The organism is Bacillus sp. FSL H8-0492 (genome assembly GCF_038006145.1).
GTDB lineage: Bacteria > Bacillota > Bacilli > Bacillales > Bacillaceae_G > Bacillus_A > Bacillus_A mycoides.
Genome location: NZ_JBBOUP010000001.1, coordinates 682851 through 709598, shown reverse-complemented (window position 1 = coordinate 709598; position 26748 = coordinate 682851). Strand labels below are relative to the sequence as shown.

At 35.4% G+C, this 26748-nt stretch carries 26 protein-coding genes and 1 pseudogene; 4 read left to right on the top strand and 23 right to left on the bottom strand.

The genetic code is table 11. The annotated features are described in order from the left end of the window. Window positions 1–84: 84 nt before the first annotated feature. From MHH66_RS03580 to MHH66_RS03565, 4 genes are all read right to left on the bottom strand, one after another. Window positions 85–717, bottom strand: a complete 633-nt coding sequence (locus MHH66_RS03580) for a class A sortase (protein WP_002063812.1) — start codon at window positions 715–717, stop codon at window positions 85–87. 115 nt (window positions 718–832) lie between these two features. Continuing rightward, window positions 833–1306 (bottom strand): hypothetical protein, encoded by a 474-nt coding sequence (locus MHH66_RS03575; RefSeq protein ID WP_002090909.1) that lies wholly within the window; start codon window positions 1304–1306, stop codon window positions 833–835. Then, window positions 1299–1526 (bottom strand): helix-turn-helix transcriptional regulator, encoded by a 228-nt coding sequence (locus MHH66_RS03570; RefSeq protein WP_078185072.1) that lies wholly within the window; start codon window positions 1524–1526, stop codon window positions 1299–1301. Before MHH66_RS03570 ends, MHH66_RS03575 begins: the two co-directional genes overlap by 8 nt. Window positions 1527–1629: 103 nt before the next feature. Then, entirely contained in the window at window positions 1630–2880 is a 1251-nt protein-coding gene (locus MHH66_RS03565; RefSeq protein WP_063218687.1) for a 3D domain-containing protein, read from the bottom strand. A gap of 646 nt (window positions 2881–3526) precedes the next feature. On the opposite strand from MHH66_RS03565, the pseudogene MHH66_RS28545 reads away from it, so the two are divergent. Both MHH66_RS28545 and MHH66_RS03555 read left to right on the top strand, forming a co-directional pair. Continuing rightward, window positions 3527–4045: pseudogene (locus tag MHH66_RS28545) on the top strand (methyl-accepting chemotaxis protein); the annotation flags it as partial. A gap of 132 nt (window positions 4046–4177) precedes the next feature. Beyond that, the gene (locus MHH66_RS03555) at window positions 4178–4990 is read left to right on the top strand and encodes an undecaprenyl-diphosphate phosphatase (RefSeq protein WP_002010553.1); all 813 of its coding nucleotides are present in this window, start codon (window positions 4178–4180) and stop codon (window positions 4988–4990) included. A 124-nt stretch (window positions 4991–5114) separates the two neighbouring features. Here the strand turns inward: MHH66_RS03555 and MHH66_RS03550 are convergent, their stop codons facing one another. Beyond that, window positions 5115–5318, bottom strand: coding sequence for a hypothetical protein (locus MHH66_RS03550; protein ID WP_002134416.1), 204 nt, complete (start codon window positions 5316–5318; stop codon window positions 5115–5117). A gap of 172 nt (window positions 5319–5490) precedes the next feature. On the opposite strand from MHH66_RS03550, the gene MHH66_RS03545 reads away from it, so the two are divergent. Beyond that, window positions 5491–6645: a VanZ family protein gene (locus tag MHH66_RS03545; RefSeq protein ID WP_063218689.1), complete on the top strand. Its 1155-nt coding sequence runs from the start codon at window positions 5491–5493 to the stop codon at window positions 6643–6645. Between the two features lie 4 nt (window positions 6646–6649). On the opposite strand, the gene MHH66_RS03540 is transcribed toward MHH66_RS03545, so the two are convergent. The 6 genes from MHH66_RS03540 to bdhA all read right to left on the bottom strand — a co-directional run bounded on the left by MHH66_RS03540 (window position 6650) and on the right by bdhA (window position 12946). After that, the gene (locus MHH66_RS03540; protein WP_063218690.1) at window positions 6650–7963 is read right to left on the bottom strand and encodes a D-arabinono-1,4-lactone oxidase; all 1314 of its coding nucleotides are present in this window, start codon (window positions 7961–7963) and stop codon (window positions 6650–6652) included. Continuing rightward, on the bottom strand, window positions 7951–9123 hold the full coding sequence (locus MHH66_RS03535) for an amino acid deaminase/aldolase (protein ID WP_078185074.1): 1173 nt from the start codon (window positions 9121–9123) through the stop codon (window positions 7951–7953). The genes MHH66_RS03540 and MHH66_RS03535 overlap by 13 nt, the downstream gene beginning before the upstream one ends. 113 nt (window positions 9124–9236) lie before the next feature. Next, on the bottom strand, window positions 9237–10238 hold the full coding sequence (gene sph / locus MHH66_RS03530) for a sphingomyelin phosphodiesterase (protein ID WP_063218692.1): 1002 nt from the start codon (window positions 10236–10238) through the stop codon (window positions 9237–9239). Between the two features lie 76 nt (window positions 10239–10314). Then, complete coding sequence (gene cerA / locus MHH66_RS03525; RefSeq protein ID WP_063218693.1) at window positions 10315–11166, bottom strand: phospholipase CerA; 852 nt, start codon at window positions 11164–11166, stop codon at window positions 10315–10317. A gap of 264 nt (window positions 11167–11430) precedes the next feature. Further along, complete coding sequence (locus MHH66_RS03520; RefSeq protein WP_000948238.1) at window positions 11431–11775, bottom strand: potassium channel family protein; 345 nt, start codon at window positions 11773–11775, stop codon at window positions 11431–11433. Window positions 11776–11893: 118 nt separating this feature from the next. Next, the gene (bdhA, locus tag MHH66_RS03515) at window positions 11894–12946 is read right to left on the bottom strand and encodes a (R,R)-butanediol dehydrogenase (RefSeq protein ID WP_000645834.1); all 1053 of its coding nucleotides are present in this window, start codon (window positions 12944–12946) and stop codon (window positions 11894–11896) included. 226 nt (window positions 12947–13172) lie between these two features. Between bdhA and MHH66_RS03510 the strand changes: the two genes are divergently transcribed. Continuing rightward, a complete protein-coding gene (locus MHH66_RS03510) occupies window positions 13173–14327 on the top strand; it encodes an MFS transporter (RefSeq protein ID WP_002140391.1) in 1155 nt (384 codons plus the stop codon). 17 nt (window positions 14328–14344) lie between these two features. Here the strand turns inward: MHH66_RS03510 and MHH66_RS03505 are convergent, their stop codons facing one another. From MHH66_RS03505 to MHH66_RS03450, 12 genes are all read right to left on the bottom strand, one after another. Then, window positions 14345–14674: a hypothetical protein gene (locus MHH66_RS03505; RefSeq protein WP_078185075.1), complete on the bottom strand. Its 330-nt coding sequence runs from the start codon at window positions 14672–14674 to the stop codon at window positions 14345–14347. Between the two features lie 16 nt (window positions 14675–14690). After that, a complete protein-coding gene (locus MHH66_RS03500; protein WP_002125258.1) occupies window positions 14691–15032 on the bottom strand; it encodes a hypothetical protein in 342 nt (113 codons plus the stop codon). 318 nt (window positions 15033–15350) lie between these two features. Next, complete coding sequence (gene inhA2 / locus MHH66_RS03495) at window positions 15351–17744, bottom strand: M6 family metalloprotease immune inhibitor InhA2 (RefSeq protein WP_078185076.1); 2394 nt, start codon at window positions 17742–17744, stop codon at window positions 15351–15353. 299 nt (window positions 17745–18043) lie between these two features. Beyond that, window positions 18044–18691 carry a fructose-6-phosphate aldolase gene (gene fsa / locus MHH66_RS03490; RefSeq protein ID WP_000667669.1) on the bottom strand — a complete coding sequence of 216 codons (648 nt, stop codon included), beginning with the start codon at window positions 18689–18691 and terminating at the stop codon, window positions 18044–18046. Between the two features lie 38 nt (window positions 18692–18729). Further along, the gene (gene rbsB, locus MHH66_RS03485) at window positions 18730–19653 is read right to left on the bottom strand and encodes a ribose ABC transporter substrate-binding protein RbsB (protein ID WP_063218696.1); all 924 of its coding nucleotides are present in this window, start codon (window positions 19651–19653) and stop codon (window positions 18730–18732) included. Between the two features lie 14 nt (window positions 19654–19667). After that, window positions 19668–20603, bottom strand: a complete 936-nt coding sequence (locus tag MHH66_RS03480) for an ABC transporter permease subunit (RefSeq protein ID WP_002029798.1) — start codon at window positions 20601–20603, stop codon at window positions 19668–19670. A gap of 3 nt (window positions 20604–20606) precedes the next feature. Further along, window positions 20607–22091 carry a ribose ABC transporter ATP-binding protein RbsA gene (gene rbsA / locus MHH66_RS03475; protein ID WP_078185077.1) on the bottom strand — a complete coding sequence of 495 codons (1485 nt, stop codon included), beginning with the start codon at window positions 22089–22091 and terminating at the stop codon, window positions 20607–20609. Between the two features lie 18 nt (window positions 22092–22109). After that, window positions 22110–22505 carry a D-ribose pyranase gene (gene rbsD, locus MHH66_RS03470; RefSeq protein ID WP_063218698.1) on the bottom strand — a complete coding sequence of 132 codons (396 nt, stop codon included), beginning with the start codon at window positions 22503–22505 and terminating at the stop codon, window positions 22110–22112. Beyond that, complete coding sequence (gene rbsK, locus MHH66_RS03465) at window positions 22502–23398, bottom strand: ribokinase (RefSeq protein WP_063218699.1); 897 nt, start codon at window positions 23396–23398, stop codon at window positions 22502–22504. Before rbsK ends, rbsD begins: the two co-directional genes overlap by 4 nt. Before the next feature lie 13 nt (window positions 23399–23411). Beyond that, window positions 23412–24383 carry a ribose operon transcriptional repressor RbsR gene (gene rbsR, locus MHH66_RS03460; protein ID WP_061673981.1) on the bottom strand — a complete coding sequence of 324 codons (972 nt, stop codon included), beginning with the start codon at window positions 24381–24383 and terminating at the stop codon, window positions 23412–23414. Window positions 24384–24521: 138 nt separating this feature from the next. Continuing rightward, entirely contained in the window at window positions 24522–26135 is a 1614-nt protein-coding gene (locus tag MHH66_RS03455; RefSeq protein ID WP_044444494.1) for an MDR family MFS transporter, read from the bottom strand. A gap of 19 nt (window positions 26136–26154) precedes the next feature. After that, the gene (locus tag MHH66_RS03450) at window positions 26155–26622 is read right to left on the bottom strand and encodes a MarR family winged helix-turn-helix transcriptional regulator (RefSeq protein WP_002140385.1); all 468 of its coding nucleotides are present in this window, start codon (window positions 26620–26622) and stop codon (window positions 26155–26157) included. Window positions 26623–26748 lie beyond the last annotated feature (126 nt).

The window sequence follows — 26748 nt, the reverse complement described above, 5'->3', positions numbered from 1 at the left end:
ATACCAACTAAAATATTCTTTTATTTCTCAACATTGGATAAAAAAAGAAGGTTCACTCTTTAAAGAGTGAACCTTCTTTTTTCTTTATTTCTTAGCCTTTGTTCCTACTAAATCACCCGTAATAACAAAACGCTTAGAATTATCCTTAACAGATACACATGTAATAAGTGTTATCTCATCTTTCCCATGATCCTCTACAACTTCCCATTTATCAGGAGTCACTTCAGATACACCAGTAACAGTATACTCATACTCATTTGCATTGTCATACAAATAAATTTTATCGTTCTTCTTTAAAGTTGATACATCACTAAATAAAACACCTTTTTTTGACATATTATGCCCTGCAAGTGCATAATTCCCTTGTCCCATTACTTGATTTTCTCTTACAGTTGCCGCACCTGATAATAAATTCTTTTCAGTCGACGCTTTTAAAACAGGAAGTTCTAATGAGATGCTCGGAATTGAAATACGACCGATTACTTGTTTTTTATCTAACGATGCACTCGCTACTTCTGCCAAGTCTGGTTGATTAATTTTTGAAGCATCTACAAATTCTGTATCATGCTTTTCATATTCCATCTTTTGAACAGCTTGTACATTCGCTGTCTGCTTCTTCTCTGCCTTATATCCATCATAAAATGGCTTTCCGATTAATACACCACCTACAACAAATAGAAGGATTGCTACTATACTATAAATTCTTTGCTTATTCATATACAATTCCTTTCCGTTACAAAATCTTACTCTATATAAAATGATAAGATAATATTGCTGTATGTACAAGTATAAGCTGAAAAGAAACCTTCTTGCTTATGCAAGAAGGTTTCTTTTAAACTAACTTATTTCTGTATAGGGATACGTGAAAGACCGTCATTTGAATAAAGAAAATAGAGAATATAATATAAAGTGGGTACCCAGGAAGATAGTCATTAATAATAGGCGAAAAAGTTAAAAATCCGACTGCACAAGGTAACACATACCATAACGAAACAAAAGTTGTTCGACAGGCTTTATCCGTAATCGCTTTTTCACGTTCATCTTCTAGTGGAAATAATAATGGATACATCCAAAAAGATAAATTCTTGTATTTTTTCTTTTGAATTCTATAAAAAATTGTAACTATAATAGCTCCAATAAATAATAAAATGAATGGTGCTCCATTAAACCATACTTCAAATGGGAACTTCTCGTTTTTAATTATATCTGCTAACTCTGTAATAACACTATAAAATTCAACAAATGTCCAGCAGGCTAGCGCAGTATAAAGCACGTTTACGATATAAGAAACCCCAATTCTATTCATCCTCTTCCCCCTCCTTATTTAAAACAAATACATCTTCCATCTTTAACTCGAATACATCACAAATCGTCAATGCTAGTAATAATGAAGGAACGTAATCCCCTTTTTCAATTGCAGCGATCGTTTGTCTCGTCACTCCTACCTTTTCTGCTAATACACTTTGCGTAAAATTAAAGCGAGCTCTTAATTCCTTCACCTTATTACAAATGGTCAAATTTACCACCTCTTACCATCATTGTATGATGTCCTTAACAAAATGTAAACTCAACTTAACATTATTTTTACAAAAAAATCCAACTTTACGTTTTGTAAAGTTGGATTACGTTTTAGTTTAAAATTGTAACTTTAACACTTCTTCTGCCCCAATTATTAGCTGTAGCTGAATCTGGCATTAATAAATCAATTATATGACCTTTAATCGCACTACCAGTATCTCCAGCAATCGCCGTACCATAATTTTCCACATATACAGTAGAACCTAATGGAATCACAGCTGGATCTACAGCAATTAGTTTCATGTTTGGATTTGCAGTCAAATTATGTCCTAACTTAGACTTTACAGTTTCACCCGGTTTATAGCCATTTTCAGATGGATCAGCTGTATAAGCAGTTGCTGTTACATAAAATTCTTTTCCACCTTGAGCTGGTTTTGGATCCGGCTTAGCTGGTGTTGTATCTTTAGCTACAGGCTCTGCCGGCTTAGCTGCCTGTTCTTCTTTTTGCTTAGCTGCTGCTGCCTTCGCTTTTGCCAACTCTTCTTGCTCAGCCTTTGCAGCTGCTTCAGCTTTTGCGCGCTCTTCTGCTGCAATTCTTGCTGCTTCTTGTTCACGAGCAATTGTTTCTTGTACTGCTTTCATATTTGCTTCAACTTTTGCTTTCTCTTCCGCTGCTAAATTAAGTTGGCTTGCAATCTGATTATATTTAGCCTGAACCGTTTGTAAGTTATCTTGACGTTTTTTCAAGTTATCTTGCAAATCCGCTTGTGCTTTTGCTAATTTTTGCTTATCTACTACTAAAGATGCTTCTTTTTCGTCAATTGCTTTTTTATCTTCTTCAATTTGACGAAGATCTTGTTCTTGTAGACGTAAAATTTCTTTATCTGCTTCTAGAATAGTAGTAACTGCATTCATACGTTGTATGAAATCTGCAAAGTTTTTTGATTCTACAACAACTTCTACTACTAAACTCGTATTTGAGCTATTTTGAACAGAAACCATACGTTTTTTCATAATATCCTTACGAGCAAGGACTTTATCTTCTAAAACGATAATATCTGCTTTTTTTTGTTCAATCTGCTTATGTGTTTCATCGATTTTACGTTGAATAGCAGCTTGATCCTCTTTATTTTTTGCAATTGTATTATTTAAATTATGTAGTTCATTTTCGATACCTTGAATTTCTTTACTAACAGCTTGCTTCTCTTGCTCTTTCTTCTGCATATCTGCATCGTTTTGCTGCAATTGCTGTTGCATGTTGTTAAGTTTCTCGTCGTTTGACTCTGCTTTTACAGCGACTGTACTAGAAAGAACGATAATTCCTGCTAATACTAGACTACTGATTCGCTTAAAATAGTTCATAATCCGACTCCCTTCTTATACAGTTATACATGATTTATTTTACAGTTTGTTTACAGAACCATTAAATACAGTTTATTTTTCATGACAAAAAAAGGGGATTATGAACAAAATGTAATAGATTCTTAAATATTTAACAATTCCTATATTTAAAAATTATAAAAGATGCTAAAATCCAAATATAGAGAAATTAAAAATCCTAAAGGCGGTTGAATTAAATAAAATGTTTACTCAAAAGAAATCACTCCAACATAAAATTGATCAACTAGAAACTCATATACATGAACTAGAAGCAGAATTAAAACAAAAAGATATTGAAAGCCAAGAGACTATTTCTTCTATCCACGACCGTGTACAAAGCGTTGTTCAAGAGCATCAACTTGTAAATAACCAGCACCATACACTCCAAAATTTAATTCAACAATTAAACTCATGTTTTGAAAATGTTTCAACACGTACGACACATTCCAATGAATTAAATAGTGAAATGTTACAAAAAGAACAAAGCTTAATTCAGTCTATTGAAGAAATTATCGATTGCTCTAATGAAGGAAAAGAATCTGTTCACCGTTTACTTATTGTAATTAATAAATTAGGTGAACAATCTCAGCGCACGTCTAATAGTATGAATCATTTAAGTGAACGCTCAAAAGAAATCGAGCAAATTGTAGAAGTAATTCAAAACATTGCTGCGCAAACAAATTTATTAGCGTTAAATGCAAGTATTGAAGCTGCACGTGCTGGAGAGCATGGAAAAGGATTCGCTGTTGTTGCCAATGAAGTAAGAAAACTAGCAGAAAGCACAGCGGAGAGTACAAAAAACATTGGCAATTTAACGAAAAAAATCCAAGAGGAAATTGAAAAAGCGTACGAAAATACAAAAGATAATTTACATTTAGTTGATGAAGGTGTGGAAATGAGCGCCGATACTAACGCTAGAATTGAAAATATTTTAATAATGATTCAAACATTACAAAGTGGCGCTACAAATGTTATTAAAGCTATCGAAAACCAAAAATCTTGTAATGATGATATATTACGAGAATTTGCAAATACACAGCAAGTGTTCCAAAAATTAAATACTACTATTATGAATCACATTCATGATGCTGAAAAAGTCGATGTTCAATTGACTAAAGGTCTTCAAGAAACAGTATCTTCTCATTAATAATAAAAACCCCTTATAGCGATATAAGGGGTTTTTATTATATTTCGAATATTTATTCCTTCTCAATATTCATCTATATCTTTGTTATAATGGAAAAGTTATTTCTTTCGACTAATACACAAGGAGGATGTTATGGAACAATTTTATTACATTTTGAAGTATTTAATTCTTGGTCTATTCCAAGGACTAACAGAACCAATTCCGATTTCTTCAAGCGGTCATCTCGTTTTAGCACAGCATTTGCTAGGACTAAAAATAGAAGGGTTTAGCTTTGAGCTACTTGTTAATTCAGCTTCATTATTAGCTGTACTACTTATTTATAGAAATGACTTAATTCGTCTAACAAAGAATGGTCTATCTTATATATTCACTAGAGCAGAAGATGCAAAATCAGATTTCTTCTTTATTATTTACCTTGTTATTGCAACCATTCCAGCAGGTGTAATTGGAGTTTTATTTAAAGATTATATCGACCACTATTTAAAAGGCGTTAAAATGGTTGGGATTTCCCTTCTTATTACTGCTATCGGCCTTTGGATTATTCGAAACTTACGTGGACGTAAAAATGATGGCGACCTTTCTATGAAAGATGCAATCATTATTGGTCTAGCACAAGCTTGCGCACTAATTCCTGGTATAAGCAGGTCAGGTGCTACAATCGTAGCAGCAATGTTACTTGGTATGAAGCAAGAAACAGCTCTTCGTTTCTCATTCTTACTATACATCCCTGTTAGCTTAGGTGGTTTATTGTTAAGTATTACAGACATTGCAAACGATCCAAATTTAGATACATTATTTGTACCTTATATTGTTGCTTTCATCGCAACATTTGTCATGACATATATTTCATTAAAATGGTTTATGAACATTATGGCGAAAGGAAATTTAAAATATTTCTCTTTCTACTGTATTATCGTAGGTGTGCTAACTATCATTTTCTTATAAAGTGAAACTTTAATCAGTGGGGGTTTTGTTCATCTCCAACTGAATTTTGAGGTGGGAGTTTTACTTCCCACAAATAGCGGGATAAAAAACCTCTTACTGCCCTCATACAGTAAGAGGTTTTTCCTTATGCATAAACTTTCTTTTCCTGACAATACAAGCGAATAACATGTGTATTTTTTTGAAATAAATCATGTGTTAAGCGAATAATAATAAAATTTCGTTTTGTATTATCATCATGAACAAAAATCTGTTCTCCCTCTTGAAAACGCCACGCGCTTTCAAAAGTTGTAATATGATCCCCACTTACAGAAAAAAGCTCATATCGCATGTCTTGTCCCCTCTCTCAACTTATAATAATCATAATATCCTTATATTAAATTTAGTATAACTTAATTTCGATAAAATTTGTAATTCTTTCTATTTCGAAATATTTTAACTTTGTTTTAAACTCCTTTTAGCGCTATAATGATAAACGAATTTTCATTGAAAGGAGTTTCATTTTGACTGCATATTTATTTCCAGTAAAAACAGCATTTATTTTATTTCCTATTTTAGCAATGTTTCTCTTAATCCCTTTTTTAATATTCAATTATCGAAAATACGGTTATTTAAATAAATGGCGTTCATTTATTTTGTATTCATTACTACTCTATTTATTAAATGCCTATTTTCTTGTTATTTTGCCGTTACCACAAACGTATGATACTTGTAGCCTACAACCCGCTAATACACAGCATATGCAACTCTCACCATTTTATTTCATACAAGAGATTAGTAATCATACATCGGCAATTTTAACGAAACCTACTACTTATTTCTTGTTATTAAAAGAATCTGCATTTTTACAAGTTGCTTTTAACGTTCTATTAACCGTTCCATTCGGTATTTACTTACGTTATTATTTCCGACGTAGTTTCTTCCAAACAGTGTGCATTTCTTTTTGCCTTTCACTGTTCTTTGAATTAACACAAGTAACTGGATTATATGGTATTTATAATTGTGCATATCGCTTATTCGATATCGACGATCTGTTTTTAAACACACTAGGCGGCGTAATCGGTTTTATCATTGCACCAATATTTACGTACTTCCTGCCAAAAACAAGCGAATTAGATAGTCATATTGATTTGGAAACGAAACCAGTCGGATTCGTTCGTCGTCTCATCGCTATGCAAATTGATTGGATCTTCTTATCTATCGTTGTACCTTTCATTAAAAACAAAGGAAACTCACTATTTATTTCTAACATCCAATCTTATACAAATGTATACGAACTCCTTTTCATCGCATGTTCAATCTTAATTTACTTTATTATCATCCCATACTTTACAAATGGAAGAACAATAGGGAAAGCGTTGCTTCGTATTTACATTAAAGGACAAGCAGAGCGTATTACACTAAAAGAATTATTCATTCGTTACGGTATATTCTATTTCATTTTAGGTGGAATCAATTACATTCTTTCTAGTAGCTCTATTTTAAATCATACAGAGCCTTTAGTATTACTAGTTATACTGTTATTCCAATTTGTAATTAACGGGCTATTTATTATTCATGTTTTATTACATATATTTAGTAGTGATAAATTACTATTTTACGAGCGTATTAGTCATACAAGAAATGCAATTACACTTAAAAAAGCTGACAAATACTAATTTGTCAGCTTTTTTTCATAATCGTAAATAACTTTTCTGTATAAGGGCTTAAAAATATTCCTGTTTCATCTAGTGACTTCCTCACTTTTAGAAACGAGTGCAATTCTGGATATATATTTTGCAATTTTTCGTACGTTAACGTATGCATTTTCCCCCAATGTGGGCGCCCTTCATACTTTAGAAAAATTTTCTCCACTTCACCAAAATAAGCGGCATACTTCATACCTTTATACATATGAACAGCTATATACGCTGAATCTCTTCCATATGCTGGACTGAGCCATATATCATCACCTCTCACGTAGCGGCATTCAATCGGGAAGTGCACCTTATACTTTTTCTTTTCAATAAGATTTGAAATTTCTTCTACAACAGCCCTCATATACTTTGAAGGGACACTGTACTCCATTTCATAAAATGGAACTGTACGTGATGTAGCGAATACTTCATAGCTTGGTCCAATTATTTTCGTGTTCGGTACAGCCTTAGCTGATAATCGGCTTACTCCTTTACTTATAGAAGGAAACCATTTACACCCTTTAGATAATAAAGAGAACATCCTATTTTCAAGTAACTCCACCTTTAGTTTATGCCATTTCAAATCACTTTCTTTACTCGTTGTTTCGTTTGTAAATTTCACTTGCACTTCATCTGAATAAGGAAAAACGAAAAATTCAAAATGACGATTCTTCTTATATTCTTCTAGTTTGTTCATTACAGTAGACAATGATTGTTTTTCACTTTCATAAACAAGCGAATACGCTGGGATAACCTTCAATTTTATCTTTACAATGATACCTAGCATTCCAAGCGACAACTGAAATGCTTTCCAATATTCGACGTTCTCGGTTTCTGAACAAACTATACTCTCACCTGTTGATAAAACTGCCGTGATCTCTATAACTTGTGTTGATAAACTTCCAAATGTAACACCCGTCCCATGAGTCCCCGTACTAATCGCTCCTGCAATAGATTGTGAATCAATATCTCCTAAATTTTCTTGCGCATAACCTTTTTCCTGAAGTAACTTCCCTAAATCATGTAGCTTTGTTCCCGCCCATACTTCGGCAACCTTCTTCTCTGCATCAATATTCACAATGCCCTTCAATTCATCTAAAGAAACTAAAATTTCTTCCGTTTGCACAAGAGGTGTAAACGAATGACCTGAACCGACAACACGAATTTTCTTTCCTTTTTTTCGTGCAAGCCCCACAACTTCTACTACATCTTGTATACTTTTTGGATACATCGTATAATGCGGCGTTCCTTCTACATTCCCTGTCCAATTTCTCCATTTTTGTCCCTTTATAGAAAGCATTGTCCATCCCCCCGATATGTTGAATACTCTCCAACAATTTCCCCTTGTTTAATGCGATATAAAATAGGAAAACGCTCACATAACTCCCCAGCTTTACTATGGCGAAACAAGATAGAATCTCCTATATCCACTCGTTCCTCGCCGTTATAAAAAATTGGCGTTTGCACTTCACCAGCACCTTCTAAAGCTAATAGTTTTGCACCATGCGGCATCCAAACCTCAGGCTCTTTATCTTTACCAACTGCACCTGAGGCAATATATCCGCCACCTAGGCAAGTATAAATAAAAGGATCCGGTTTACGTACAACTGGTAAAACAAATCCGGCAGCTGGCTGAAATTTTACTTCTTTATAATAGTCAAACAGTTTAGGAGAGTAAAAGGCGGATCCTACAGTAATCTCTGAAACTGAGTTATCTTGCTCAGTTGTTTTTATACTTCCTGTTCCTCCCCCATTTACAAATCTTAGTTCAATACCAAGGTTTTGTATTTCTTTTACGATACGTTCTCTTCTTTCTTTAACCTCTAACACTGATTTCTTCTTTAAATACGAAACAGCTTTACTTTTCATCCATTGATTCGGTATATGATCCCCCACCCCGGCAATTTGAGCTTCATATCCCATTACACCATCTAGTATTAAATATGATGAGCCCTTCACCTTTTCTACTATTTTCAAAGCGCTCTGCACATCTTTTACCGGTGATCTTTTTACACCAAAATGAAATTTCAAAAAACGACTACTCATATCAATATCCAAACAAACGCGAAAACACCCTTTAGACTTCTCAGCAATCTTTTCTAAATAAGTAATATGGTCTTCACAATCCACCATACAAGTTATAATGTGCCCTTGCTTTGTTAGCAAACTAATTTCATGTAAAGCTCTTTCATCATAAACAGGATATCCGAGCAATAAATCATTAAACCCTTGTTCAATTAAAAACAAAGCTTCTCTAGGAGAAAAACACATAATACCTTGAAACCGATTATTTGCAGCTAAAATCTTTTTCATAACTGGAACAGAGCGTAATGATTTACTCGCTATACGAATTTTCTTATCTCCACTTAACTCTATAATCGATTGAATATTCCTCTCTAAAGCCACTTCATCTAAAAATGCACACGGTAATGGAACTTCCTTAAAAATTCCTCTATCCACATTTTTCTCTCCTCTTCTATATATGTCTTATACATATTGGAAAGAAAAAATGATTTTCCTGTTTTCAAATAAAAAAAGTTTCTTCTTCACGAAGAAACTGTTTTAAGACTACTCTACTTCATAGAAATAGTCGCCTCTACTGGATAATGATCAGAATAATCATCATACGTATATTTTTTGAACCATGATGTAACAGACCACTTTGGAGATTTCACTTGTAATACGTTATTCTCTACGAATGATGGATTCGCATGATCTTTACTCGCAATAATATAATCTAAATGTTCAGTAGGTGCATCTGGATAATTGTATTTCGCAATACTGTTTGTCGTCGCATCCCAAGTTGCTGCATGTCCTGTATAAGATGGAACAGACGCATGTAATGTTTTAAACATCGATGCATACTCTGAATTGCTATTATTCTCAGCATTTATTTTATTTACATTCATATCACCACCAATTAACACATACTCGTTATTTGGTATATTTTTATTTTTAATAAACTCTTGAATTTCTTGTAGCTGTTTTGTACGTACAGATGCTGGCGAAGTATTTCCACACATACTATCTTCAGCTTGTAAATGAGTCCCAATCACATGTACAAAACGATCATTTTTCTTAACTTTTGTGTATACAAATCCTTTATTTGATAAGTTATCTGGTCCACAGCCTTTTTCAAATACATATTGAATCTTTTCAACAATTGGCCATTTACTCACAATCGCTACACCTCCATCTTCAGGAGTCGAAGATGAATAGTTTCCTAACGTCTTATCCCACTCGCTTCCACTACTACGACCTAATACTGCCGTTTGATTTGGATATTCTTTCTTCAAATTTCCTAATAAGCGATTTGAAGCACTATTATCAAACACTTCATTTAATATAACAACATCCTGATTCTTTATATAATCTGCCGCTCCAATTAAATCAGCGCGCTCACTTTGTCCCCAGTTCGGATATAGGTTTGTTGATAGCATGTATACATTATGCGTCATAACTTTTAATGTATTATTTTGATTTATAGACATTTCTGCTTGAGCTGAAGATCCACTATATAAAGCTCCTAAACCAATACCAAAGCTTAGTACACCTTTTAGCAATTTACCTTTCACGTTTCATACCTCCATGTACTGTGTAGTGATAAAAAGGCCAAATACTCTATTCTGAGATTTGACCTTTTTCAAATATTTAACGATTTCCGTACGTATCAAACCAAAGCTGAATGTATCCAGCAGTAACACGTTGTGCATCCATTAATCTCGTACCTGTCATTGGTATAACTTCAGCGCGCCATTTATCTGCATATTCTTGTGATACAGCTGCTTTCACGAACCAATCTTTCGTATTATCATTTACAATGCCAGAGTAATCTTGTTTCGCAGCTACTGCCGCTCCATGAATCCAATCTTCTGGATTTGTACCTTTCCAGTTCCAATATCCATTTCCATCTGTTACTTTATAATTATCTTTTATCGTATCTACAAAGTTTTCATATTTAGAATGGAACCCTTGTGGATAAGAAAGATTTGTAAAGTTTGCCGCATGCATCGGTTGATTTACATCCCCTAAATAATGAAGAGATAACCCCAAATAGAAGAATGCTTGTTTCATATCTTTATTTTTGTATGACTCACCTGCTAATTTAAAATATTTAGCTCCAGTTTCCTTTGCCTGCTTTGCAAATGGAATATAAGTTTTTCCATTGTCAGGGTCATAGAAGTGTGAAGCAAATGTGCTATTATCATAATAAGGATTTTCATAGTCAGCAGCATAAATACCGTTCTCTAACTCCGTACGCCATTCATTTAATAGTGCAACCTGATCTTGTTTTACAAGTGTTGTATTACGAGACATAATATCCATTGCACGGTTTACAATCCATAAATGAGAGTTTACGCCTTCTTTATGCTTATCTTCAGCAGACCAGCGGTGAACTATATTTATTCTACTTCCCCCATCATTTTCATGAGCAAATGCAACACTTTGTAACGGAGCTACTAATGTAATAGCCGCTGCTAAAGCAAGTACTTTCTTTTTCATATAAAATCCTCCATTTTTTAATTGAATTATTGTAAACTTTTTGTTAGGATCCTATGATATCGTCTGGTTAACCTATGACTAGAATATCCCACCTTTCATGAAATTTCTATCAATAAATTAAAATATGCAAATGTTCATATCATTATAACTTTATACATAGTGAATATAATGAATGAATACACTTACATTGTAATAAAGTATTGTTAAGCTACTGCAAATGATTGTCTAAATTAATGTAAAAAAAGAGTAAAGCATCCACATGCTTTACTCTTTTTTTCTTTTCGATAATATACTTGGCAGCTGTACATTAACTGCCAACTTATGAATAAATCCAAACACTAATCCAATCCCGATAAATATGTATAAGATCGTAAATACCTTTCCGAAATCAGTTTGCGGACTAAAATTCCCATCACCGACAGTCGTCAACGTGACCACACTAAAATATAGGGCGTCAAGAGGACGTAATCCTTCAACTGTACTATAAAAAATCGTACCAGATGTTAATGTTAAAAATGTTAATACGAATAATACTTGAAATTCTTTATCTTTCCACGCTCGTAAACAAGCTTTTAGCATCCGTTTCAATGTCAACATAAATGAAAGCATTAGACTTCCCCTTCCAAACAAAATACCTGTAGTTAAAGGAAAGTCTATCACCTTTCTGTATAGAAAAAAAGTAGCCCTCTTCTATTTCTAGAAAAGGGCTACTTTTTACTATTCTCTATTATTTAGGTGAAACAAGAATTTTCACTTGTGTTTTATCTTTTACAAGTGCTTCAAATCCTTCTTCAACAACTTGATCTACTGTGATTTTTTTCGTAATTAATTTCTCTGCTTGAATTTGGCCAGAGCTAATTAATTTAATAACAGCTGGGAAGATATGACGGTATCCAAGAATACCGATAACTTCTTTTTCTTTTAGTACAAGGTTGTTTGGCGTAATTGTCGCATCTTTTTCCCACACACTAACAATTACAGTTTGTCCTTCAAAACTTGTACTTTCAATCGCTTGACGAAGTACTACTTCGACACCTGTTACTTCAAAGCTCACATTTACACCTAAACCATTTGTTAAGTTACGAATTTCTGCTAGTACATCTTGAGTTGCTGGATTTAATACGTAATCAGCACCTGCTAATTTAGCTAGCTCTTGACGTTCTTTAGAAAGTTCCACTGCGATAACAGGAGTTGCTCCTGCTGCTTTTGCTGCTTGGATTACAAGAAGCCCAATCGGACCACAACCAAATACCGCTACAGCTTCTCCCTCTTTTAATTTACTTTGACGTACTGCATGAACTGCTACTGCTGCTGGTTCTACAAGTGCACCTTGTTCATACGTCATTTCATCAGGAATATGGTGGACCATATCTTCTGGTACTACTGTATATTCAGAGAAACCGCCGCCTTCTCCGCCAAGACCGTGGAAAACAAGTTGTTCACAAACATTGTAATGTCCGTGTTTACAAGCTTCACATTTACCACAAGAATAAATTGGTTCTACAACGACGCGATCTCCCACTTTATGAGAAGTAACGCCTTCACCGATTTCAACTACCTCACCACTAAACTCATGACCTAAAATAACCGGTGCTTTTACGTGTGTTAATGGGTGCTCTTCTGTTGGAATAAAAATAGGTCCTGCTAAATATTCATGCAAGTCTGTTCCGCAGATACCACACCATTTAACTTTAATCTTAACTGCTCCTGGTCTTACAGTTGGTTCTGGTACTTCTTCTACTCGTACATCACGTTGATTATGCCAAAGTAGTGCTTTCATTTTATACATCCCTCTCTACGTATATACTTAACCTGGTGAAGTTTACAATTCTATTATAATACTTCCATCCATATATTTCAAAAAAACAATCTCATTTCCACTAAATTTTAACAAATAACGTTCAATATTTTGTCACTTTGTACTTTTTTCCACATCTGTTAATGCTAATTTCATTGCGGTTGAAATTAGCATTATGCCATAATAGCAGAGGAGAGGTGAATATGACTTGAAATATTTTATTTACTTTATTGTTATCGTAGCGTTTTTAGATACATTTTCACAATTACCTATTATGAGTACTTTCGCTCAAAGTCTTGGAGGAACCCCTCTTGTTATCGGGCTAGTTATCGGTATGTACTCATTCGCTAATATGATCGGTAATATTATCGCTGGAGCCGCTGTCGATAAATTTGGTGCAAAAAAAATCCTTTATATAAGCATGGGAATTACGAGTTTCATAGTCTTGTTATACACCGTTGTTCAAAGTGGTGAACAACTATTAGTTGTGCGCTTTATGCACGGTTTTAGTGACGGATTTTTAATTCCTGCTGCCTTTACGTTTTTATCAAAGCAAACGAATTCAGCAAGGCAAGGTAAAGCAATGGCTCTATCTGGTGCCGCTGTTGGAACAGCTGCAATCGTAGGACCTGCTTTCAGCGGCATTATGAAAGCAACAGCTGGTATAGAGTGGGTGTTCATTACTATTTCTATTTTAATGGTCCTTGGTACAATCGTATCTCTATTTTTCTTACCAAATAACGTATCAAGAAAAGATACATCAAGAACACAAATGATGAACAAAGAAGATATGATTGAACTATTGAAATCAGAACCGTTATTACAAGCATATATTGGTGCTTTCACACTAATGTTTTCACAAGGGATTGTCACTTATATGTTACCAGTAAAAGTTGAGGCATTAGCACTTAAAGCATCTACAACAGGCATGATGTTAAGTGTATTCGGAATTACCGCTATCCTCTTCTTCTTACTGCCAACAAATCGTATTTACGATCGATTTAATCGTTCCAAACTAATGCTAATCGGGATTGCAGTAATGGCACTAGCGTTATCTTTACTCGGATTATTTGCAACAAAAGGCATGCTCTTTATCGTTATGATAATTTATGGAATTGGATTCGCTATCCTCTTCCCAGCAATTAATGCTTTACTTGTTGAAAATACAACAGATAGTAACCGAGGGAAAGCATTCGGATTGTTTTATGCATTCTTCTCGTTAGGAGTTGTTGCTGGCTCCTTTACAGTCGGAGCAATCGGAGCATCACCTAGCGCTAGCTTCGTTATCGGAACTGCATTCTTGTTAACATTTGCTGGAATGATTTTTGTAAGAAGCAAAGTAAAAAAGACAATGATGGGTTAATTCCATCATTGTCTTTTTTAAAATGCATATTGATATAACCCGTAATATAATGGCAGCGTTGGGATAATACCAATTAATTTGAATATAAAAGGTAGCGGGTCATCCTTCTCTTCATATAAACGTAAAACAAAAACTGCAGTTAAAGTCCAAATGATGCTAAATACGAAGATGCATTGCCAAACGATCGGCGTCAATATTTGTACATCAAAAACAAATCCAAATAGTCCTATCCATGTAATAATAGTCACCACAAAATCAAACTTTTGAATTAGTGTTTGAAACATGCCTCTTACTAGCGAAGTTATAGTTAATATCGCTATAATTACTAAATAAACTTTCCACAACATAATGATAAGCTCCTATTCAACTTTTGACTTTCAACAAGCCGTATTTAATAAACAATATGGCATTATATTTTTCATAAAGATAATACAACGGATAACAAAATAAGAAGAAAATAAGTACAGTTGGTACATCATCTATAATAGAAAAATATTTTACTAGTAATTCCTTAATACTCTCTCCAATCATGATAAACAGTGGAATTATACAAATTGCCGCTAATATTAAACATGGTGTGATCCTCATTTCTTTTAATTTCACCTTACAGTGTGGACACCTGAATGAAAAAGGATGCGGAAGATCAATAATATGTTGTGCAGTAATATTCCCTTCACACTGTGGACATTCAATTATTTCTTTCATTTAGTTCACTCCTTTCTATCCATAAAAAAGAGCCCTATCGAATAGAGCTCTTTGATTGCCGAATATATCACTTTTGTGTATAGCCAAATAACAATGTAAATAAATTAAACTGTACAGGCAATACTACATTTCTTCTTCTACAAAGAAAGTGTATAAATACCGACGATACTTCGACAATTTCCTCGGAAATATTTCCTTTACCCACATAATTTGATACACTACATATGAACAGACAATTGTATTACATAAGCTAAAATAATAACTTAATGTACAAATTAAAAAGCACACTCTTCATATGAAGAATGTGCTTTTATGTTATTAACGTTTAATCCAAACAGCGCCTGCCGATTTATCCTCTGCCTGTCCAACAACTTGGAATTTAAGTCCAAGGTTTGGAACTTTTCTTCCCGCGTCTGCAATTTGTTTGTTACTATATACTTTTGAATCATCAAAAGTTGTAACACCTTGTAATCCAGAATAGTTAAACTGTCCACGTGTTAATGAATTTGCACTCCATGCGGGTGTTTGATCAAATGAAAAGGCAGCGTCTGCAATTTGCATGCCTGTATTACCATACGCTGGTTTCCCGTTTAAATTACCAACAAACGCTTCTGGATGAGAGTCTACAACACCAAGGAAGCCTTCACCTGGATGTACCCCAACCCAGTTATCTTTGAAACTATCATCTGCATACCAAACGACAAGACCAGTATTATACACCGGACCTTTTCCTGCTTTTAATCCATTATCTGATCCAGCATAGTTTCTCCACTCTAAATAATAATAATGTTGTTTCTTCTCTGTCCCATCAGAAACAACGAATCCATTTAACTGCATTTTAGATGTTCCTTCTGCGTCATCTGAAAATACTACTTGTCCATCAACTGTTACATTTACATTATCCATTGCGAAACCTTTATATGTTAAAGCTGGATCTGTAATATAGTCGAATTGTAGTTTAACTTTCTTCCCTTTAAATTGACTTAAATCGTATGATTTATCAATCCATTTTCCATCTGTTGTATCTTTATCTTCTTGGACTATGTTTTCTCCCAATCTATCAATTAATGTTTTCGTTCCATCTTCAGTTACAGCATGTACTTCGATGAAATCACACTCTGCTTCTAGTTCATAATTCGCTTTATAATCAAATTTCGCATTTGTTCCTTTTGTTAAATCAAAGAATGGTGTTTCTAATGTCGTATGCATATCATCTCCTCTTGTACTATAATATGCATGCTTTCCAAACTCCGGTTTAATTGTTTCAACACTTTTACCTGGTAAGTTAACACGTACAACGCCTGGACGATTGGATTTCGTAACACTTTGATCAATATATGTAGGAACTCCTACACCACTCTTAATTTTATCGTAATCTACTTCTAAAATTTTCGCCCAGTTTCCACCCATATTCTTTTGTAAGAAGTCTTTATTTTGTGGTGAAAAACTAGTTGGCTCTGTTCCTGCGATTTTTCCTGTCCAGCTACCTCCACTCATTAATGACCACGCTTCAACAGGTGAACCAGTTCCAGTATATTTCGTGTCATATTCATCCGGTAAGCCAAGGTCATGTCCAAATTCATGTGCAAACACACCTACTGCACCGTCTTCTGGTTCAATTGTGTAATCATGAGCCGCTACTTTTCCACCAAAGTAATCTACCTTTGATTTTGTACCTTCAATCGCTACTGGATCTGTTGCTAATTTTGAACGATGTGACCAAATTGCATCATCACCTAATTTACCGCCACCAGCTTCTTGACCAACACCAGCATGGATTACCATTAAATGATCAATTACACCATCAGGTTCATTTGGATTTCCATCACCATTTGTATCATATCTATCAAATTGATCAAATTGAGATAAATCTAACCCTTTCTCAGCAGCTGCATGTAAAGCTTCTTTCACTAAATCACGTGCACCTTTTGGTCCTTTATTATCGTGACCACTACTACCATCAGCACCGTAGTCAGACGCTTTCCCTGGCACAGTTAGCCATTCGGTTACATATCCATCCGTCGTATAACTACCGCCAGACTGCTCTTCATAATATTGTTTAAACGTTTTTACTTTCGAACCATCAAATAGCTTGTACGGCTCATTACCAAATAACATTTTTTGATAATGCTCTCTACTAAAGTCTTTCGAATACATATACCCTGGAGTTTGATCAATATTATTATGTTTATAATCACTAAATTCAACGAGTAATACTAATACTTTATCATTTCGAACCGGTCCATTATATGGCGCTTGCTTTGCTTTAGAAGTTGGAACTTGCCCATTCAATTGATTTTTATTTGGTTCCGGTTTTTGCTCAGGGCTAACATTTTTTTCAGGTTTCTTTACCTTCTCCTTTTCTTCCATTTTTTTCTCTTTTACTTTTTTCACAAAATCAGATGCCTCTTTAGCAGTATCCGCTGGAAGAATTTCTTTATTTGCCTGATCCCCTTGTTTCTTTTCAATATATTGCTCTACGGCCTTTTTTGTCTCTTCTTTAGACGATGCTGGATTAATTGTTCCTCTTTCTTTCAGCGCTTCCGCTAAACGATCTTCTTGAATTAAGTTATGATCAATTGGCGTTGTAGACACACTTTCTTTTGCTGACGTTTCTGCATATGCTAACGGAGCACTCATTACAGCTGAGCATCCGATGAGTGTCGCGATCGTTAACGATGACAACACTTTAAATGGCGCTTTTTTTCTCATTTTACTCATCCCCTTGTATCAATCTTAAACTTCAGATAAAAATATGTAATCCATCCTCCCTTGTATAATAAAAGACATGATTCTATAAGAAATAAGCTTTCTGTTATAGAATCATGCCCTCCAGTTTTCTGGTCAGACCCTCTATCTTTTTATGTCGAAATGTGAAAAATAAAGAGTGATTTGTATATATTAAATAGCTTATATTAAAAATTTAAAAGACAATATGCACAATTGCATGAAAATTCTTTCAAACAAAAAAAAGAACCCAAGTTAATTAAACTTGGGTTCTCCATTTCGTATTATTTCTCTTGTGTTTTTTCCCAATCAGCTAAGAATTTCTCAATTCCTTGATCTGTTAATGGATGCTTCACTAATGAAGCGATTACGTTTGCTGGGATTGTTGCAATATGTGAACCATTTAATGCTGCTTCTGTTACGTGAACACTATGACGTACAGATGCTGCAATGATTTCTGTTTCAATGCCGTGAATTGCAAAGATTTCTGCGATTTGGCGAATTAAGTCCATACCGTTATGACCGATATCATCTAGGCGACCTAAGAACGGTGAAACGTATGTCGCACCAGCGCGAGCTGCAAGTAATGCTTGCACTGCTGAGAATACTAATGTAACGTTTGTACGAATTCCTAAATCTGAGAATGCTTTTACTGCTTTTAAGCCTTCTGTTGTCATTGGAACTTTTACAACAACGTTTGGAGCGATTTTTGCTAACTCTTTTCCTTCTTCAATCATTTTGTCAGCTTCTAAGCTAATTACTTCTGCGCTTACAGGTCCTTCAATAAAGCTGCAAATTTCACGAATACGCTCATGGAAATCTACGCCTTCTTTTGCTACAAGTGATGGGTTTGTCGTTACTCCAGCTACTACGCCTAATGCATTTGCCTCTTTAATTTCGTTAATGTTTGCTGTATCAATAAAAAATTTCATTTGTTATTCTTCCTTCCTAATTTTCATTTTATATTTATTTATTTTTTCTTAATAAGCTCTAATTCAATCGGAATAAATTTGTCCACTTTTTTACCTTGTGTTATCTCTTTCGCTGTTTCCATCGCCTTCTCTCCGATTAATTCCGGTTTTTGAGCGACTGTTGCTGCCATACGCCCATCTTTAACCGCTTTTACAGCATCATCCGTTGCATCAAATCCAACAACGACTACATCCGTTTTACCAGCAGATTTTAATGCCTCAATTGCGCCTAATGCCATTTCATCATTATGAGCAAATACCGCTTTAATATCGCTATTTGCTTGCAAAATATTTTCCATAACGGATAACCCTTTTGCACGATCGAAATCAGCTGCTTGTTTTGCTACTACTTTTAAAGACTTATCAGCTACGTTATGGAATCCTTTCCCACGCTCACGAGCAGCAGACGATCCAGGGATTCCTTCTAACTCAGCAACATTTGTTCCTTCACCAACTAATTCCCGAATGTAATCACTAGCCATTTGACCACCTTCGACATTGTTAGAAGCAATGTGAGAAACAACTTTACCTGAATTCGCAACTCGGTCTACTGTAATAACAGGCACATTGGCTGCATTAGCTGCACTTACCGCTGAAGCAACGGCATCTGAGTCAGTTGGATTAATAACAACTACATCGACACCTTTTTGAATTAAATCTTCAACATCGTTTGTTTGCTTCGCTGCATCATTTTGTGCATCAACAGCAATTAGTTCAATGCCACTATCTTTTGCTTTCTTTTCTGCACCTTTTTTCAACGTGACGAAAAATGGATTATTTAAAGTGGAAACAGAAAATCCAACTTTAATAGTTTTATTTCGACCTTTATCGCTAGAATCCTTTGCCCATTCTGGTGGTTCCATTGAACAACCAGCAGTAACTACCATGATGCATGCAACGAGTATCAGTAACCATTTTTTCATGAATTGCCCCTCCATTACGCTTCTTTTCGACGATCAATTAGTACAGCTAGTAAGATTACAAGTCCTTTTACAACTTGTTGGAAGAAAGAAGATACACCTAATAAATTTAAACCGTTATTTAGTACGCCAATAATAAGCACACCGATGAATGTACCAACAATCCATCCTCTTCCACCTGAAAGACTCGTTCCGCCTAACACAACTGCAGCAATTGCATCTAATTCGTAAGAAGTACCAGCAGTCGGCTGTGCAGAATCTAACCTTGATGTTAAGACAATACCTGCAAGCGCTGCCAAAATTCCGGAAAGACCGTAAATCATTACTTTAATTCTCGTAACATTAATACCTGATAAAGCTGCCGCTTCTTCATTTCCACCAATCGCAAACGTACGGCGACCAAACGTTGTTTTCTTTAAAATAAAGTACAGTACTGCAAAAGCGATCATCATTGTAACGGCTGGCACAGGAATACCAAGGAAATAACCACGGCCAAACATTTGGAACATTAAATGATCACCAAGACCAGTGATCGGACGTCCGTCCATATAAACAAGCGTCAACCCGCGAAAAATAGTCATTGTTGCTAAAGTTGCAATAAACGGAGCTACTTTTCCCTTCGCAATAATGATACCGTTTACAATCCCCATTGCAAGACCTGCTAATAATCCAACTACCATTGCAAGGAACGGATCCATGCCACTTGCCATCATTCCGGCAACAAGTGCACTTGATAATGCTAAAATAGAACCTACCGATAAGTCAATACCCCCTGTTAAAATAACGAAGGTCATTCCAAATGCAATGAGTGCATTAATCGATACTTGGCGCAGTATATTAAATAAATTTGGAATTTCAATAAATGCTGGATTTAAAGCTGTAATTACTACGATAATTAATACTAATCCAATTAAAGAACCAAGTTGTTGTAATACATTCCCCTTCTTAGCCATATCTTACTCTCCCCCTGTAGCTAGTGCCATAATAGACTCTTGCGATGCCTGATCTTTCTCTAAAATACCACCGATTTTCCCTTCATGAATGACGAGAACTCGATCACTCATGCCTAAAACTTCTGGAAGCTCAGACGATACCATAATAACGGCATCTCCTTGCTCGGTAAGCTTATTCATAATAGAGTAAATTTCTTTTTTAGCCCCAACATCTACACCTCTCGTTGGTTCATCTAAAATGAGTAACTGTGGATGAATACCTAACCATTTTGCAATTACAATCTTTTGCTGATTTCCACCAGAAAGAGATTTTACAGCTTGCTCTCCGTTTGCTGCTTTCACATTAAGAAGCTTCATCATATCCTCTGTAAATTGCTGTTCTAAACCTTTATTAACAACGCTTCCCTTTGAAAGACTCTCTAAATTTGGTAAAGCTAAATTTTCACGAATCGAAAAATCTAACACAAGCCCTTCAGATTTTCTATCCTCTGTAATAAAGGCAATTCGTTGTCTAATCGCATCAATTGGACTATCAATTTTTACTTCTTGTCCATTCATAAAAATTTGTCCTGAATCAAGCGGTTCATATCCAAATATTGCTTTCATAATATCCGTGCGACCAGCTCCCATCAAGCCCGCAACACCAAGGATTTCACCTTTTCTAACTTGAAACGAAACATTTTCAAATTTCCCCTTTTTCGTTCCGTTACGCATTTCAAAAATCACTTCGCCAATTTGACTATTTCGTTCTGGATAACGTTCACCAATACTTCGGCCTACCATCATGCTAACTACTTCATCAAATGACGTTTCCGGAATTAACCTTTTCCCTACATATTCTCCATCACGTAAAATCGTAATGGCATCACATATTGAAAAAATTTCTTCCATTCGGTGTGAAATATAAACGAATGAAACGCCCTCTTTACGTAATTTATTAATAACAATAAACAGTGTTTCAATTTCGCGATCTGTTAATGCCGCTGTAGGCTCATCCATAATAATAACGCTTGCATTTGTCATTAATGCTTTAGCAATTTCAATAATTTGCTGTTGTCCAACCGATAGTTCACCTGCTAGCATAGCACCTCTCACATGTAGACCAAGATCTGCCAATTGTTGCTGGGCAATCGCATTCATTTGACGCGTACGTAAAATGCCCGTTTTCCCATACATTAACTCTTTTCCAAGAAACATATTTTCAGCTACCGTTAAATTCGGTAATATGTTCAACTCTTGATGGATAAATGCAATACCGTACTCTTCCGCTTCTTTCGCATTTTTAAAAGTTCGTTCTTGTCCATCAATTGTGACTGTTCCACTGTCTTTTTTATATACACCTGTTAGAATCTTCATGAGCGTCGATTTCCCCGCTCCATTTTCCCCCATCAATGCATGGACTTCTCCTGTTTCAATCATAAACTGTGCGTTTTTTAGAACAGGATTACCACTGAACGCTTTTGAAATGTTCTTCATTTCAATATGCATTCTCATCACATCCCTTTATTAAAAAATCACGCCTGCATGTAAAATAACATTCGCATAAGGCGTTGCTTCTCCTGTACGAATAATCGCCTTCGCTCTCTTTGTATGCTCTTTAAATTCCTTATGAGACACATATTCAAATGCTGGCTCTATTAATCGCATCTCAACTTCTTTATTTACCTCTGCATTATTCATAATAACGTCTTCTGCTAACGTCACTTTTTCAATTGCCATATCATCAGCAACAACTTGTAATACGTCTAAAAAACTAGGTTTTCCGATTTCAACTGCTAAATCAATTCGTTTTACTCCATCAGGAATAGGTAACCCACAATCAGCAATTACAATCGTATCTGTATGTCCAAGTGAAGCAAGGACTGCTGCGATTTCACTATTTAATACACCGTGCTTTTTCATCCAACAATCACCTGCACTTCACGTACTCTATCTCTCGTTGGCATACCGCCCTGTGCCCCAAGTTTCGTTACGGAAAGACCACCAGCAATATTTGCAAAACGAATTGCCTTTTGAAGTGCTACTCCTTCAGAAAGCGCAACTGCTAACGCACCGTTAAATGTGTCACCTGCTCCAGTCGTATCTACTACATCTACAGCGATACTTGGAACTTGAACAACTTCCGTTCCATTATGGAATCGAACACCGTTAGACCCTTCCGTCATCAATAGCTTATTTGGATATTTCGCAAGTAACTCTTCAATTGGTGATGTGAAATCATTTAATACGATGCGACATTCATGTTCATTCGGTGTAATATAAGTCGCTTTTTCTAAAATATCTTCTGATAAAAATTGTGCTGGAGCCGGATTCAACATAACTGGAATTTTATGCTCCTCACAAATAGACAGAACGTATTTTACTGTTTCAAGCGGAATCTCTAGTTGAAGAACAACCATATCAGCTTTTACAAGAAGGTCTTTTGAACGATCTACAACCGATTCATTTACAAGAGCATTTGCCCCTTGCACAACAACAATACTGTTATCCTCTTCTGCTAAAACGATATGAGCAATTCCTGTCGTTCTATCTGTAACCGGTACCACATAGTCGATAAAAACGCGTTCGTTCTCTAAATTTTTTCTAACTACTGTTCCGTAATCATCATTGCCTACTGCACCAACCATCGCTACATTTGCTCCTAATCTAGCTGCAGCAACTGCTTGGTTCGCCCCTTTCCCTCCTGGGATCGTATGAAACGCTTCACCAATTACCGTTTCTCCGGCTTTCGGCCGTATTTTTGAAACAGCCACTAAGTCCATTGAAATACTACCTACTACTGCAATATTTGGCATCTGTCTCATCTCCTTACTTCGTTGTATTTCGTTCTATAATTTCAATCGGTAAACGATAGTGTTTCTCTTCTAATGGATTTCCTTCCATCTGCTCTAACAACAATTCTGTTGCAATTTTCCCCATTTCATAAATTGGCTGTGCAACAGTCGTAATAGATGGATACATCATTTCAGTTAAAGAAATTCCATCGAATCCAATAATTTGTAAATCGTTTGGAATAGAAATTCCCTTTTGAAGTGCAGCCTTTACAATACCAATTGCAATTAAATCATTCCCAGCAACAATTCCATCAATATGCGGATATTCTTCTAATAATTCCACCGCTACCCGTTCACTATTAGCTGGATCGAATGTACTCTCTGCAATCATATAAGAAAGATTATTTTGCGTAATAACGTCTACGAAACCTTCAAAACGTTCATTAGCTGTGCTCACATCACGCGGTCCACGAATATGTGCAATATGTTTACACCCTTTGTCTATTAATAACTTTGTCGCCGCCTGACTCCCTGCATAGTTATCTGCATATACAGTAGGAATGCGCTCATTAAACATACGGTCAATCGCAACAACTGGAATAGACAAATTCATGTAATTAACACTATTTTGTGGATTCGTTGCTACAATAAATCCGTCCACATTATTTTGTCTAAGCACATCAATGTATTGCTTCTCTTTTTCTAAATTTTCATCAGAGTTACAAAGTACAACTGTGTAACCTTGCTTATGTGCTACATCTTCTACGGCACGTGCAACTTCTGGAAAGAATGGATTCACGATATTTGGAACAACTAATCCAATTAAACGAGATTTTTTATTGTATAAAGAACGTGCTACTGTACTAGGTTTATAATCTAGCATTTCAATTGCTCGCTCTACTTTTTTTAATGTATCCTCATGAACATATCCATTTTTATTTAACACTCTGGAAACGGTCGCAACAGATACCCCTGCTAATTTTGCAACGTCTTTAATCGTACTCATTCTCTTTTCTCCTCATTTCATGTAACCGTTTACAGAAAATAATATAACGCATTTATAAAAATACGTCAATCATTTCTAACTAAAAAGCTTTTAAGGTTATACTCAAAAAAAGCATCGCCATAAGGCGATGCTTTTTTATTACGAATATGATACAGTTTTTTCCTTTTCTTCTACAGCAGGCTCTTCAGCATCTTTTTTACGATCAGACAGTTTAATTTTCTGTAAGAAAATCGTAAAGATAGCACCTACTACGATAAATACCAATCCTGTTAAGAATACAGTATGAAGTGAGTCCACTAAAGAGCTTTTCAAAATTGGTACGATGCTATTAGAAAATGCTTCTGGCATTTGTTTTAATGCCTCTGGACTAAATAGCATAGAATATAAACTTTGTGGATCTGTATGAATCATATCTTTAAATTTTGTTACCATTTGTCCCGCTTCTTTTGGGAATGTGTCTAATACAGGTACTAATTTATTTGTTAACGTTGTGCCTGAAGTGTTATTCATAATTGATCCTAAAATTGTAATCCCAAACGTTCCACCGATTTGACGGAAGAATTGACTTGATGATGTTACAACGCCAAGATCTTTTTTCGGGAAGCTTTCTTGTAATGCTAATGTTAATATCGGCATAACAAGACCCATTCCTAAACCGATAACCATCATATAAGAAGTAGCGGTAAGCTTAGTTGTATGCATATCCATCGTTGTTAATAACCAGAAACCACTAGCCATAATAAGCATCCCTGTAATAATTTGTGGTTTCACACCAATTTTTAATACCAGCTGACCACCGATAATACTCATAACGATCATTGTAATCATCATCGGTGTCATAATCGTTCCTGATTCAGCAGCACTTACGCCTACAATTCCTTGCATAAAGAACGGTACGAACATAATTGCTCCAAACATTCCGATACTCATAAAGAAACCGATCGCATTCAGTAGTGTAAATGTACGGTTTTTAAAGAAGTGCATCGGTAAAATTGGTTCTTCAGCCTTCGTTTCAACGATAACAAAGCTAACAATACCAATGGCAGCTAGTGCAAATAACCCGATAATTTGCCAAGAACCCCATGCATAATCTTTCCCGCCAAACGTTAACGCAAGTAATAAACTTACAACACCGAGAATCATCGTGAAGATTCCAGCGATATCAATTTTAATTGGTCCTGTTTGTTTATGTGCTTTTAATCCCATTGCAATGAAGATTGTCGCTAAAATACCAACTGGTAAGTTAATATAGAATACCCATCTCCAGTTCACTGCGTCTACAATCCAACCACCAACTTGTGGTCCAATTACAGAGGCAAGACCGTATAGAGCTCCAAAAATACCTTGCCATTTAGCACGTTCTTTTCCCGTGAACATATCTCCGATAATAATCATAGCCATTGGCATCATAATACCGCCACCAAGACCTTGAATACCACGGAAAATAATTAATTCTGTCATACCGTTTGCCATACCACATAACGCTGAACCAACCATAAAGATAATTAATCCTGCTATATATACGTTACGACGCCCAAGTAAATCCGCTAATTTACCTGCAATCGGTACAACCGTTGTTGATGTTAACATGTACGCTGTTGTTAACCATGTCATTAAACTTAATCCACCTAGTTCACCGACGATACGCGGCATTGCTGTACCAACGATTGTTCCGTCCAATGCAGCAAATAGCATTGCGATTACTAAACCGATTAACAACAACTTTCTATTCTGATTTTCTTGTTGCTCCATGTAATCTCCTCAATTCCTCTTAGTTTTTCTCTTTTTTCTCTTTTTTCTCTGGTTTCCCGCAAATAATTGTTTCTAGCTTTTCAAAGAGGCGCAACAAATCTTCCCTCTCTTGTAATTCTAAGTGTGAGAAGTATTTTGCAATATGCTCATTACGAGCCGCCATCGCTTCTTCTACTGTAGTTTTCCCCTTCTTCGTTAGCTCAATGACAACAACGCGGCGATCATTATCGTCGTGATAGCGCTCTACTAACCCATGATCAATTAAACGATCAGTCATTACTGTAATCGCGCTCGGTTTCACGTACATTTTCTCCGCCAATTGTGTCGCTCTTGAAGCTCCGTAATGATCTAAAATCTTTAAAATATAAAACTGCGGTGGTGTAAGTCCTGATGCTTGCATTTGTTCTAATAGCTCTGTTTGCATTTTCTTTCCTATAGCGAATGTAAGAGCTTGAATCTTATCAATATGAGTCATATCATTTGGCATGTTATCCACCTCTTATTTAAGCAATAAAATATTTAACGTATTTAAATATTAATCCCACAAACAAAATACGTCAACAACTTTCTTTATAAAAACGTTTACATTCTTGTCACAAAGTTGTATAATTTT